This is a genomic window from Streptomyces sp. NPDC058678 (genome assembly GCF_042714835.1).
Taxonomy (GTDB): Bacteria; Actinomycetota; Actinomycetes; order Streptomycetales; family Streptomycetaceae; genus Streptomyces.
Window position 1 is genome coordinate 40,929 of the sequence record NZ_JBHXSG010000033.1, and the last position, 13,183, is coordinate 54,111.

Annotated in this window: 8 protein-coding genes; 3 read left to right on the forward strand and 5 right to left on the reverse strand. The window is 71.8% G+C overall.

The window, feature by feature from the left end; all coding sequences use genetic code 11:
* The first annotated feature begins 48 nt into the window (after positions 1-48).
* Positions 49-1,344 carry a phenylacetate--CoA ligase PaaK gene (gene paaK, locus ACFWWR_RS27310; protein WP_384305808.1) on the forward strand — a complete coding sequence of 432 codons (1,296 nt, stop codon included), beginning with the start codon at positions 49-51 and terminating at the stop codon, positions 1,342-1,344.
* Between the two features lie 12 nt (positions 1,345-1,356).
* On the opposite strand, the gene ACFWWR_RS27315 is transcribed toward paaK, so the two are convergent.
* The gene (locus ACFWWR_RS27315; protein WP_383873874.1) at positions 1,357-2,856 is read right to left on the reverse strand and encodes an acyl-CoA synthetase; all 1,500 of its coding nucleotides are present in this window, start codon (positions 2,854-2,856) and stop codon (positions 1,357-1,359) included.
* A gap of 132 nt (positions 2,857-2,988) precedes the next feature.
* Here ACFWWR_RS27315 and ACFWWR_RS27320 point away from each other — a divergent pair, with 132 nt between their 5' ends.
* The gene (locus tag ACFWWR_RS27320; protein WP_384305810.1) at positions 2,989-5,400 is read left to right on the forward strand and encodes a penicillin acylase family protein; all 2,412 of its coding nucleotides are present in this window, start codon (positions 2,989-2,991) and stop codon (positions 5,398-5,400) included.
* Positions 5,401-5,442: 42 nt separating this feature from the next.
* Here ACFWWR_RS27320 and sigJ read toward each other — a convergent pair whose 3' ends face one another.
* The 3 genes from sigJ to ACFWWR_RS27335 form a co-directional block, all read right to left on the reverse strand.
* Complete coding sequence (gene sigJ, locus ACFWWR_RS27325) at positions 5,443-6,309, reverse strand: RNA polymerase sigma factor SigJ (RefSeq protein ID WP_384305813.1); 867 nt, start codon at positions 6,307-6,309, stop codon at positions 5,443-5,445.
* 164 nt (positions 6,310-6,473) lie between these two features.
* The gene (locus tag ACFWWR_RS27330; RefSeq protein WP_383873866.1) at positions 6,474-8,027 is read right to left on the reverse strand and encodes an acyl-CoA synthetase; all 1,554 of its coding nucleotides are present in this window, start codon (positions 8,025-8,027) and stop codon (positions 6,474-6,476) included.
* Positions 8,024-9,133, reverse strand: coding sequence for an NAD(P)H-dependent flavin oxidoreductase (locus ACFWWR_RS27335; protein WP_383873864.1), 1,110 nt, complete (start codon positions 9,131-9,133; stop codon positions 8,024-8,026). The genes ACFWWR_RS27330 and ACFWWR_RS27335 overlap by 4 nt, the downstream gene beginning before the upstream one ends.
* 243 nt (positions 9,134-9,376) lie before the next feature.
* Between ACFWWR_RS27335 and ACFWWR_RS27340 the strand changes: the two genes are divergently transcribed.
* On the forward strand, positions 9,377-11,176 hold the full coding sequence (locus ACFWWR_RS27340) for a serine hydrolase (protein WP_384305816.1): 1,800 nt from the start codon (positions 9,377-9,379) through the stop codon (positions 11,174-11,176).
* 381 nt (positions 11,177-11,557) lie between these two features.
* Here ACFWWR_RS27340 and ACFWWR_RS27345 read toward each other — a convergent pair whose 3' ends face one another.
* The gene (locus ACFWWR_RS27345) at positions 11,558-13,135 is read right to left on the reverse strand and encodes a phytoene desaturase family protein (RefSeq protein WP_383863242.1); all 1,578 of its coding nucleotides are present in this window, start codon (positions 13,133-13,135) and stop codon (positions 11,558-11,560) included.
* Positions 13,136-13,183 lie beyond the last annotated feature (48 nt).

Consider the following 13,183-nt stretch of genomic DNA (forward strand, 5'->3'; position numbering starts at 1 on the left):
GAATGATCGGTCGCCCGAAATGGTGTGGTTGGCGAGGGAGAAGTGCCGATGGCGGATGCGGCGGAGCTGCTGGACTCGGGGGAACGGCTGGATGCCGAGTCGCTGCGGGCGTTGCAACTGGAGCGCCTGCGAAGCTCGTTGCGGCACGCGTACGACCACGTGCCCTTCTACCGGGAGTCCTTCGACAAGGCCGGCGTCCGTCCGGACGACTGCCGCTCCCTCGCCGACCTGGCCCGTTTCCCGTTCACGACCAAGGCGGACCTGCGCGAGAACTATCCGTACGGGATGTTCGCCGTCCCCCAGGACCACATCCGGCGCATCCACGCGTCCAGCGGCACCACCGGACGCCCGACCGTCGTCGGTTACACCGAGAACGACCTCTCCCTGTGGGCCGACCTGGTCGCCCGTTCCCTGCGTGCGGCGGGCGGGCGGCCCGGGGACAAGGTGCATGTGGCGTACGGCTACGGTCTGTTCACCGGGGGCCTCGGCGCGCACTACGGGGCCGAACGGCTCGGCTGTACGGTCATCCCCGCGTCCGGCGGCATGACGGCCCGGCAGGTCCAGCTGATCCAGGACCTCGGGCCCGGGATCATCATGGTGACGCCGTCGTACATGCTGACGATCCTCGACGAGTTCGAGCGGCAGGGCGTCGACCCGCGCGGCACCTCCCTGCGGGTGGGTGTCTTCGGGGCCGAACCCTGGACCGAGCGGATGCGGCAGGAGATCGAGGAGCGGTTCGCGATCGACGCCGTCGACATATACGGACTGTCGGAGGTGATGGGCCCGGGCGTCGCGCAGGAGTGCGTGGAGACCAAGGACGGGCTGCACGTGTGGGAGGACCACTTCTTCCCCGAGGTCGTGGATCCGATCACCGGTGAGGTGCTGCCGGACGGCGAGCGGGGCGAGTTGGTCTTCACCTCGCTCACCAAGGAGGCGATGCCGGTCGTCCGGTACCGGACGCGGGACCTGACGCGGCTGCTGCCGGGCACGGCCCGGGTCTTCCGGCGGATGGAGAAGGTCACCGGTCGCAGCGACGACATGGTGATCCTGCGCGGGGTGAACCTCTTCCCCACCCAGATCGAGGAGATCGTGCTGCGCACCCCGGCGGTCGCGCCCCACTTCCAGCTCCGGCTCACCCGCGAGGGCCGCCTCGACGCCCTCACCGTACGGGCGGAGGCCCGCCCCGGAGCCACCCCCGAGGACCGGGACACGGCCGCGCGGGCCATCACGGCGGCCGTGAAGGACGGCATCGGCGTGTCGGTCGCCGTCGAGATCGTCGATCCGGAGTCACTGGAGCGTTCCGTGGGGAAGATCCGCCGGATCGTGGACCTGCGCCCCCGCTAGACGCCTCCGAGGTCAGCCGCCCGCGAACCGGTCCCGCAGCTCCCGCTTGAGGATCTTCCCGCTCGCGTTGCGGGGCAGCTCGTCCACGAACACCACCCGCTTCGGCGCCTTGAAGTGGGGGAGCTTCTCGCGGGCGTGGGAGACGAGCTCCTCCTCCGTGACCTCGCCGCGCGGGACGACGACCGCGGTGACGGCCTCGATCCACCGCTCGTCGGGAAGCCCGATGACGGCGGCCTCGGCGACCGCGTCATGCGTGTACAGCGCGTCCTCGACCTGGCGTGAAGCGACCAGAACGCCGCCGGAGTTGATGACGTCCTTCACGCGGTCGACGATCGTGAAGTAGCCGTGGGCGTCGCGCACCGCGAGGTCGCCGGAACGGAACCAGCCGTCGCGGAAGGCCTCGGCCGTCTCCTCGGGCTTGTCCCAGTAGCCCTCGCACAGCTGCGGGGAGCGGTAGACGATCTCGCCGGGCGTGCCGTCGGGCACGTCCTTGCCGTCCTCGTCGACCACCCGGGCGTCCACGAAGAGGACGGGCCGGCCGCAGGAGTCCATGCGGCCCTTGTGCTCGTCGGGCGCGAGGACGGTGGCCAGGGGACCGATCTCGCTCTGCCCGAAGCAGTTGTAGAAGGCGAGTTTCGGAAGGCGTTCGCGCAGCCGCTCCAACACGGGCACCGGCATGATCGACGCGCCGTAGTACGCCTTGCGCAGACCGCTCAGGTCACGAGTGGGGAAGTCCGCACGATTCGTCAGGCCGATCCACACCGTCGGCGGGGCGAACAGGCTGTCCGCGCGGCCGGCCTCGACGAGATCGAAGAGGCGGTCGCCGTCGGGCGCGTCGAGGATGAGGTTGGTCGCCCCGACCGCGAGGTACGGCATCAGGAACACGTGCATCTGCGCCGAGTGGTACAGCGGCAGCGAGTGCACCGGCCGGTCACCCGCGCTGAGGTCGAGCGCGGTGATCGCGCTCAGGTACTCGTGCACCAGGGCGCGGTGCGTCATCATCGCGCCCTTCGGCAGGGCCGTCGTCCCGGAGGTGTACAGCAGCTGCACCAGGTCCTCGCTGCGCGGCTCGGGACCGTCGTACGCGGGTGTGGTGCCCAGCCGCGCCAGCAGCGAGTCCTCGGCGTCGCGCAGGGGCAGCGTGCGGACCCCGTCGGGGAGTCGCGCGGCCAGATCCGGGTCGGCGAGGACCAGGGAGCTGCCGGACTGGCCGACGAGGTAAGCGAGGTCGTCGCCGGTGAGGTTCTGGTTGACCGGCACGTGCACCAGGCCCGCGCGGGCGCAGGCGAGGAAGCCGATCAGATAGGCGTCGGAGTTGTGGCCGTAGGCGCCGACCCGGTCACCGGGGTCCAGGCCCTGGCCGAGCAGGAGGCTCGCCGCGCGGGACACGGCCTCGTCGAGTTCCTCGTACGTCCAGGAGCGGTCGCCGTACTCCACCGCGACCCGCGCCGGGGTGCGTCGGGCGCTGCGTCGCAGCACTCCGTCAACCGTGCTGCCGTGTCCGGGCGTCATGACACATGATCCTCGGTCCGCGGAAGAAGGAGGTCAAGCACCGGGGCCGAAGGCCATGTCCGCACGGGGCTCAGGACACCTACCTGCCAGTACGCTCAACCATCCCTTCCCTCAACGACGTTGGGAGGCACGATGCGCACCCGCCTCAGACGAACCGCTGTCGCGGCCGTCGCCCTGCTCACCGCCGCCACCGCACTGCCCCAGGCCGTCGCACAGAGCCGGGAACGACCCGAACACCCGTCCCACGGCGCGCTGTCCGCCGTCGTCCGCTACACCGAGTACGGCATTCCACACATCCTTGCGAAGGACTACGCGAACCTCGGGTTCGGCACCGGGTGGGCGCAGGCCGCCGACCAGGTGTGCACGCTCGCCGACGGCTTCGTGACCGTACGCGGCGAACGCTCCCGTTTCTTCGGGCCCGACGCGGCACCCGACTTCTCGCTCTCCTCGGCCACGAAGAACCTCTCCAGCGACCTGTACTTCCGCGGGGTGCGGGCGGCGGGCACGGTGGAGAAGCTGCTCGCCGAACCCGCGCCGCGCGGACCGAGCCGGCCGGCGAAGGACCTGATGCGGGGCTTCGCTGCGGGCTACAACGCCTGGCTGAAGCAGAACCGGATCACCGACCCGGCGTGCAAGGGGGCCGCCTGGGTGCGGCCGGTGACGGCCCTCGACGTGGCCGCGCGCGGTTTCGCGCTGTCCGTCCTCGGCGGTCAGGGCCGGGGCGTGGACGGCATCGCGGCGGCGCAGCCGCCGGCGGCCGCCACGACGACGGCATCCGGCACCCCGGACGCTCACGACACCGCCCGGGCCGCCCGCGAACTCCTTGCCGACACCGCCGACATGGGCTCCAACGCGGTCGCCTTCGGCGGCACCACGACGGCGAACGGCCGCGGGCTGCTGCTCGGCAACCCGCACTACCCCTGGCAGGGCGGTCGGCGCTTCTGGCAGGTACAGCAGACCATCCCCGGCGAGCTCAACGTCTCCGGCGGCTCGCTGCTCGGCTCGGCAACCGTGTCCATAGGGCACAACGCCCGTGTGGCGTGGAGCCACACCGTCGCCACGGGGGTGCCCCTCAACCTCCACCAGCTGGCTCTCGATCCGGCCGACCCGACGAGGTACCTCGTGGACGGCACGCCGGAGCGGATGACGAAGCGCACGGTCACCGTGGCGGTCAAGGACGGCATCGCGGTGACGCGGACCCAGTGGTGGACGCGGTACGGCCCGGTCGTCACCTCGCTCGGCGCCGCGCTGCCGTTGCCGTGGACGACCACGACGGCGTACGCGCTCAACGACCCCAACGCCGCCAACCTGCGCGCCTCCGACACCGCCCTCGGCTTCAGCCGGGCCCGCAGTACGGGCGAGGTCCTCGGTTCCCTCGAGCGCACGCAAGGGCTGCCCTGGGTGAACACGGTCGCCGCCGACTCCGGCGGGCACACGCTGTTCACGCAGTCGCAGGTGCTCCCGCGGATCACCGACGAACTGGCCCAGCGCTGCTCCACCGCCCTCGGCAAGGTCACCTACCCCGCGTCCGGGCTCGCGATCCTCGACGGCTCGCGCGGGGACTGCGCGCCCGGCAGCGACGGGGACGCCGTACAGCCGGGGATCTTCGGCCCGGCGAAGATGCCGGTCCTCAAGGACGCCCCGTACGCGGAGAACTCCAACGACAGCGCCTGGCTGGCCAACGCCGACCGGCCGCTGACGGGCTACGAGCGAGTGTTCGGCACGGTCGGCACGCCGCGTTCGATGCGGACGCGGGGCGCGGTCGAGGACGTGGCGGCGCTGGCCGACAAGGGCCGCCTGACCGTACGGGATCTGCAGGCGCAGCAGTTCGCCAACCGGGTGCCCGCGGGTGATCTGGCCGCGGCCGACGCGGCGAAGGCGTGCGCCGCGCTGCCGGGCGGCACCGCGACGGGCGGCGACGGCAAGGCCGTTGACGTACGTGAGGCGTGCGGAGTGCTCGCCGCGTGGGACCGGTCCACGGACACCGGCAGTCGGGGTGCGCTGCTCTTCGACCGGTTCTGGCGGAGACTGACGGCCGCCGTGCCGGCCGCGCGGCTGTGGAAGGTGCCGTTCTCGGCGACGGACCCGGTCCGCACGCCCCACACGCTCGACACGGCCGCGCCGGGCTTCGCCACCGCCCTCGCGGACGCGGTCACCGAGCTGCGGGCAGCGGGCATCACGCTCGACTCCCCGCTCGGGCGGCATCAGTTCGTCGTCCGGAACGACCGGCGCATCCCCGTTCCGGGCGGCACCGAGTCGCTGGGTGTGTGGAACAAGATCGAGCCGGTGTGGAACCCGGCGGGCGGCGGCTACCCGGAGGTGACGACCGGCTCCAGCTACATCCAGGCCGTGGGCTGGGACGGCGGCCGCTGTCCGGTCGCCCGCACGCTGCTGACCTACTCCCAGTCCTCGAATGTGAACTCGCCCCACTACAGCGACCAGACCCGGTTGTTCTCCGGCGAGAAGTGGGTGACGTCCCGGTTCTGCGAGAAGGACATCCTGTCCTCGCCGGCGCTGAGGATCGTCCTCGTTCGCGAGCGCTGATCATGTGGTCCCGTCCCCCATGGGGCGGGACCACACTCCCGGTCAGGTCATGATGTGGCCGAGCTTGTCCGGGTTGAGCACCACGTAGATGCCGTCGATACGGCCGTCCCGCACGTCGATCGTGACGACCTGGTCGATGCCGTCGACCGTGATCGCCAGGGTGGGCCGGCCGTTGACGTCCACGCGGCGCGGGGTGCCGAGGGGGTAGCGGGCGACCAGGTCCGCGGAGAAGGCGATGACCTGCTCGCGGCCCTCGATGGGCCACGGGGCCGCCCTGACCTTGCCGCCGCCGTCGTTCCAGGCGACGGCGTCCTCGGTCAGCAGCGCGGTCAGCCGGGCGTGGTCCCTGCTCTGCGCGGCCTCCAGGAACCGCGCCAGCAGCTTGGCGTGGTCGTCGTCGGAGAGCGTGAACCGGTCGCGTCCGGCGGCGAGCCGACGGCCGGCGCGCAGGTACATCTGCCGGCAGTTCGTCTCGGTCGCGTCGAGGATACGGGCGATTTCGCCGTACGGGAGTTCGAAGGCCGCGTGCAGCACAAAAGCCGCGCGGTCCTGGGGTGACAGACGCTCCATCAAGTGGACGGTGGCATAGGCGACGGTGTTCCGGAGCGCGGTCGTGTCCAGCGGGCCGAGCGCTTGGGTGGCCACCGGCTCGGGCAGCCAGGGCCCGGTGTAGGACTCGCGGGTCACCTTGGCGGACCTGAGGCGGTCGACGGCGAGCCGCGCGAGGACGGTGATGAGGAAGGCCCGGGGATCACGGACCTGGGCGCGGTCGGTGCCGGTCCACCGCAGGTGGGCGTGGTGGACGACGTCCTCGGCGTCCCCCATGCTGCCGAGCAGCCGGTAGGCGAGGCCGAGCAGCAGGGGGCGGTAGGTCTCGAACTGCTCGGTCGCCGGCTCCGGGGTTTCCAATTCCCATGTCCTTCCCAGTCGTTCGCCGCGGTGGTCGCCGCCAGTGCGGGTGCCCCCAGTCAACTCCGCCGCGTCCCTGTCGCGCCACCCGGAGTGACGGGACGGCCGGTCGCCGCCGCAGATCGTGTCGGGTCCGTGGAGCCGGCCCGTGCAGGTGAAGCCGGTCAGACCGGTCGCGTACGGCCCTCCCAGTACGGATCCCGCAACCGCCGCTTGTACAGCTTGCCGTTGGGGTCGCGCGGCATCCGAGCGATGAAGTCGACGCTCTTGGGCCGCTTGTACCCGGCGAGTTGCTCGGCGCAGTGGTCGAGGAGCGCGGCGGCGAGGGCGGGGCCCGGCTCGTGGCCGGGGGCCGGTTCGACGACGGCCTTGACCTCCTCGCCCCAGTCGTCGTGCGGGATGCCGAAGGCGGCGGCGTCGGCGACGGCGGGGTGGGCGAGCAGGGCGGACTCGATCTCGGCCGGGTAGATGTTGACGCCACCCGAGATGATCATGTCGATCTTGCGGTCGCGGAGGAAGAGGTAGCCGTCCTCGTCGAGGACGCCGAGGTCGCCGACGGTGAAGAAGTCGCCGATGCGGTTCTTCCGGGTCTTGGCCTCGTCCTTGTGGTACGAGAAGCCTCCGGTGTTCATCTTCAGGTAGACGGTGCCGAGTTCGCCGGGCGGCAGCCGGTTGCCGTCGTCGTCGAAGACCGCGAGCTCGCTGATGGGCCAGGCCTTGCCGACGGTGCCGGGTTTCTTCAGCCAGTCCTCGGCGGTCGCGAAGGCGCCGCCACCCTCGCTGGCCGCGTAGTACTCCTCCACGCAGTGGCCCCACCAGTCGATCATGGCCCGTTTGACGTGGTCGGGGCAGGGGGCGGCGCCGTGGATGGCGTGCCGCATCGACGAGACGTCGTACGACTGCTTCGTCTCGTCCGGCAGGGCCAGCAGCCGGTGGAACTGGGTGGGGACCATGTGGGTGTGCGTGCACTTGTGGGTGTCGATGAGGCGAAGCATCTCCTCGGGCGTCCACTTGTCCATCAGGACGAGGCGGTGGCCGATGTGCAGGGACGCGCCGGCGAACTGGAGCACGGCCGTGTGGTACAGCGGTGAGCAGACGAGATGCACGTTGCCGTCGAAGGGCCGGATGCCGAAGATGCCGAGGAAGCCGCCCAGGTAGGCCTCCTCGGGGAGCTTGCCGGGCAGGGGGCGCCGGATGCCGCGGGGGCGGCCGGTGGTGCCCGAGGTGTAGTTCATGACCCAGCCGAGGGTGCGGTCGGCGGGCTCCGACTCCGGCTGTCCTTCGAGGAGTTCGGCGTACGGCCGGAAGCCCTCGACCGTGCCGACGGCGTACCGGTGGGTGGCCGGGAGGCCGGCCTCGTCGGCGGCGTGGCGGGCGGGCCCGGCGAACCGCTCGTGGGCGAGGAGCACCTTGGCGCCGGAGTCGGCGACGATCCAGGCGATCTCGGGTCCTACGAGGTGGTGGTTGACGGGCACGAGGTAGAAACCGGCCTGGCTGGCGGCGAGGTACGCGGTGAAGAACTCGACGCCGTTGGGCAGGACGACGGCGAAGGCGTCACCCCGTTCGAGCCCGGCGGCGCGCAGTCCGTGCACCATCCGGTTGGTCTCGGCGTGCAGCCGTCCGGCGGTCCACTCCTCTCCGTCGGGCGTGATGAGGGCGGGGCGCTGGGGGTCGGCGGCGGCCTGGGCCCAGAATCCGTTGGGGGACTGAGTCGTCACTCCTGGCTCCTTCCGGCGATCCGGTTGACGCGGTCGACGGCCTCCTCGAAGCCGCGGGTGAGGTCGTCGAAGACCTCCTGGACGCTGCGTTCGCTGTTCATCCGGCCGACGATCTGCCCGACGGGCGTCCCGAGCAGCGGCTCCACCTCGTACTTCTGGATCCGCGAGACCGCGTCGGCGACCAGCAGTCCCTGCAGGGGCATGGGGAGCGTGCCGGGCCCGTTCGGGTCGTCCCAGGCGTCGGTCCATTCGGTACGCAGCTGCCGTGCGGGTTTCCCGGTCAGCGCGCGGGAGCGGACCGTGTCGCCGGACCCGGCCGCGAGGAGCTTCTGGGTCAGGGCGCGCGAGTGCATGTCGGCCTCGGTGGCGGTCAGCCACAGGGAGCCGAGCCACACACCCTGGGCGCCGAGGGCGAACGCGGCGGCCACCTGCCGGCCGCTGCCGATGCCGCCGGCCGCGAGCACGGGCAACGGGCCGACGGCGTCGACGACTTCGGGCGTGAGCACCATCGAGGCGATCTCACCGGTGTGGCCGCCCGCCTCGTAGCCTTGCGCGACGACGATGTCGATGCCCGCCTCCGCGTGCTTGCGGGCATGCCGGGCGCTGCCCGCGAGCGCGGCGACGGGAACGCCCTGGGCGTGGGCGCGCTCGATGACGTCGGCTGGTGGAGAACCGAGCGCGTTGGCCAGCAACCTGATCGGATAGTCGAAGGCGACGTCCAGCTGGTTGCGGGCGACCTGTTCCATCCAGCCGGTGATGCGCCAGCCCGAGGCCTCCCCTTCGGCCAGATCGGGCACGCCGTACTTGGCGAGGGTGTCCTTCACGTACTGGCGATGCCCCTCGGGGATCATCGCCTCCACGTCCGCCTCGGTGACGCCTTCCACCTTCTTGGCGGGCATGACGACGTCCAGCCCGTACGGCCTGCCGTCGACGTTCGCCTCGATCCAGTCGAGGTCGCGTTTGAGGTCGTCGGGGGCCGTGTAGCGGACCGCGCCGAGCACTCCGAAACCGCCGGCCCGGCTGATGGCCGCGGCGACGGCGGGGAACGGCGTGAAGCCGAAGACGGCGTGCTCGACTCCCAGTGTCTTGCTCAGCTCCGTCTGCATGGGCGCAGGATGCCGCAGTCCACCGGACGACGGAAGAGCTTTTCTGATGCTCCATCAGATTTCTGGACGTCCACGGATGGCCGCATGGACGTCCACGGATGGCCGCATGGACGTCCACGGACGGCCGCCTGGACGTCCGCACGGATGGCAGCGCGCCCCGTTGACACATCGCACCCCTGACACGAAAGTTTCACAGCGCAAGCGATCCCGGAAAGATACTTTCAGGCAGCGGGAGGTCCATCCATGACGGAAGACGCGGCGGGCAGAGCGACGGCCGGACACGGGCGGCCGGGGCTGACCCGTCGTCAACTGGGCAGACGCACCCTGGCGCTGGGCGGCGCCCTCGCCATCGCCCCCTTCCCCGCGGGCCCGGCGTCCGCCGCCCCGCAGACCGCGCACCCGACCCTGCGCCACGGATCCCCCGAGCACGCCGGTCTGCTCCCCGCCCACCTGCGGCAACTCGTCGCGGACGTCGAGGCGTTCCTCGCCCCCTCCCCCAAGCACCCCTGGTACGCGGGCGCCGTGCTGCTCGCCGGGCGCGGCTCCACCGTTGCCCTGCATCAGCCCATCGGGATGGCGGTGCGCTACCAGGCGTACGACGAGAAGACCGACACCGGCGTCGAGTTCCCGGCCGACCGGCAGATCCCCATGGCCAAGGACACCGTCTTCGACCTCGCCTCGGTGTCGAAGCTCTTCACGTCGATCCTCGCCGTGCAGCAGATCGAGCGGGGCGCGCTGGAGCTGGAGAGGAAGGTCGCCGGGTACCTCCCGGAGTTCGGCGGTGCGGGCAAGCAGGACATCACCGTCCGCCAGCTCCTCACCCACACTTCGGGATTCCGCGCCTGGATCCCGCTGTACGCCGCGCGGACCTACGAGGAGAAGCTCCAGCTCATCTGGAAGCAGGCACCGCTCAACGCGCCCGGCTCCACCTACCTCTACTCGGACCTGAACCTGATCTCGCTCCAACTGGTGCTGGAGAGGGTCACGGGCCGCCCGCTGGACACACTCCTCCATGACGAGGTCACCGCCCCGCTCGGACTGCACCACACCCGCTACAACCCGCCCGCCTCGTGGAAGCCGCGGATCGCGGCCACGGAGGACGCTCGCAAGCCCTGGTCGGGGCTGGAACGGGGACTCGTGTGGGGCGAGGTGCACGACGAGAACGCCTTCGGTCTCGGCGGCGTCGCGGGCCACGCGGGCGTGTTCTCCACCGCGTGGGACCTGGCCGTGCTGGGCCGGACGCTGCTCAACGGCGGCACGTACGGCCGGACCCGCATCCTGCGGCGGGAGTCCGTGGAGCTGATGTTCACCGACTTCAACACCGCCTTCCCCGGTGACGAACACGGCCTCGGTTTCGAGCTCTACCAGCACTGGTACATGGGCGCGACGGCCACACCGCGCACGGCGGGGCACACCGGCTTCACCGGCACCTCGCTGGTGCTCGACCCGATGACCGACTCCTTCCTCGTCGTTCTCGGCAACTCCGTACACCCGGTGCGTAGTTGGCGGTCCGGCTCAGCTCCCCGGGTCGCCGCGGGGAACAACATGGCACGCGCCGTGCGGGTCCGCCCCGTGTACGGACGTACCGCCTGGTTCTCCGGAATGGCGAGCGCCACCACCGCCACCCTCGCACTGCCCGGACTCGACACGTCCTCGGGCGCCGCGCGGCTGCGCTGCGCGCTGTGGTGGGACACCGAGCCGACGGCCGACGTGCTCTTCCTGGAGGCCACGACGGACGGCGGCACGACCTGGCAGCCCGTCCCGTTCACGACCACGCGCCATGGGAACGATCCGCAGGAGCACCCGGCCGGCACGGTCACCGGCTGGTCGGGGCGGGTCTGGCACCGGCTCGGTGCGGCCCTTCCCGCGGCCCGGCAACTGGACCTGCGCTGGCGGTACGCGACCGACCGGCTGTACGTCGGCCGCGGCGCCTACGTCGACGGGCTGCGGGTCGAGACGGCCGACGGCATCCTGTTCGACGAGGCACGTCCGGCGGACGCGGCGCGGATCGAGGCGAAGGGCTGGACGGCGTCCGCCGACTGACGAGGGTGGGCCCGGGTCCTCCTCGCGGCCCGCAGGGAGACCCAGCTGAAGTCGGTCACCGAGGACGTCCGGGTCGCCGGCGGCACCGCGCAGTACGTACGGTGCGAACTGGCCGACCCGGCGAGCGTCCGGGCCGCCGTCGACCTGACCGACCCGGCGAGGCCGCCCTCGACCTGGCCGTACAGCTGTACGGCCAGGTCGACGTCGAGACATGGGAGGCGCACACCCCCGGCATCGTCGCCCGGCTCAGCGCGCAGACCCCGCTGGGCCGGGCGCCGCCCCCGGCGAGGTCGCCAGGCCGCGGCGTGGCTCCTGAGCGGCCGTGCCTCCTACGTCACCGGCACGGTGCCGCGGGTCTACGGAGGCATGCGGGCCTGAGCCTCAGCCGTCGAGTTCCTCCAGCACGGCCATGGCGGCATTGTGCCCGGGCACCCCGCTCACCCCTCCCCCGCGCACCGCGCCCGCCCCGCACAGCAGCACGTTCGCGTGCCGGGTCTCCACGCCCCAGCGGCCGGTGCCCTCCTGGGCGTACGGCCAGGTGAGTTCGCGGTGGAAGATGTTGCCGCCGGGCAGCCGCAGGTCCCGCTCCAGGTCCAGCGGTGTCCTCGCCTCGATGCAGGGCCGCCCGTCGGCGTCGGTCGCCAGGCAGTCGGCGAGCGGCTCGGCGAGATGGGCGTCCAACTGCGCGAGCGTCGACTTCACGAGCTCCTCGCGCACGGCGTCGTTGTCCCGGTCGAAGAGCCGGGCGGGTGTGTGCAGGCCGAACAACGTCAGTGTCTGGTAGCCCTGTTCGACGAGGTCCGGGCCGAGGATCGTCGGGTCGGTCAGGGAGTGGCAGTAGATCTCGGAGGGCGGGGCGGCGGGGAGTTCGCCGGCGTCGGCCTGGGCGTGGGCGGTGGCCAGCTGCTCGTAGCCCTCGGCGACGTGGAAGGTGCCGGAGAACGCCTCGCGGGGGTCGACGGAGTCGTCGCGCAGCCTCGGCAGCCGGGTGAGGAGCATGTTGACCTTGAGCTGGGCGCCCTCGGCCGGGGCCGGCGGCTCGTCGCCGGTGAGCACGGCCAGCTCCTGCGGGGAGGCGTTGACGAGGACGTGCCGGGCGGTGGCGACGCCCTCCCCGTCGGCCGTGCGGTAGGTGATCTCGGCGGTACGACCGTCCGTGTCGATCCGCGTGGCCTCGTGCCCGGTGGCGAGGACGGCGCCCGCGTCACGAGCCGCCGTGGCGAGGGCGTCGGTGAGGGCGCCCATGCCACCCACGGGCACGTCCCAGGCGCCCGTACCGCCGCCGATCACGTGGTAGAGGAAGCAGCGGTTCTGCGGGAGAGCGGGGTCATGGGCGTCGGCGAAGGTCCCGATGAGCGCGTCGGTGAGGACCACGCCCCGCACCAGGTCGTCGCTGAAGCGGTCCTCGATCACCGCCCCGATCGGTTCCTCGAAGAGGGTCCGCCAGGCGTCCTCGTCGTCGATGCGGCCGCGCAGTTCGTCACGGCTGGGCAGCGGCTCGGTGAGGGTCGGGAAGACCCGCTGGGCCACGTGGGCGGTCATGCCGTAGAAGCGCTGCCACGCCTCGTACTCCCGCTCCCCGCCGGTGAGCCGCGCGAACGCCTCCCGGGTGCGCCGCTCGCCCCCGCCGACCAGGAGTCCGGTCGGCCGGCCGTCCCGTTCCACCGGGGTGTACGACGAGACGGTGCGGGTGCGGACGCGGAAGTCCAGGCCCAGATCCCGCACGACCTTCTTCGGCAGCAGGCTGACCAGGTAGGAGTAGCGCGACAGTCGCGCGTCCACGCCGGCGAACGGGCGGGTGGAGACTGCGGCGCCGCCGGTGTGGTCCAGCCGTTCCAGCACCAGCACCGACCGTCCCGCCCGGGCCAGGTAGGCGGCGGCGACGAGGCCGTTGTGGCCGCCGCCGACGATGACGGCGTCGTACGTGCGGTGTCCCGGGTGTCCCTCGTGTGCAGGCATGGTTCTTGGTAACACGGGGTGATCCACATCGGCCAGAGATGGACCGCG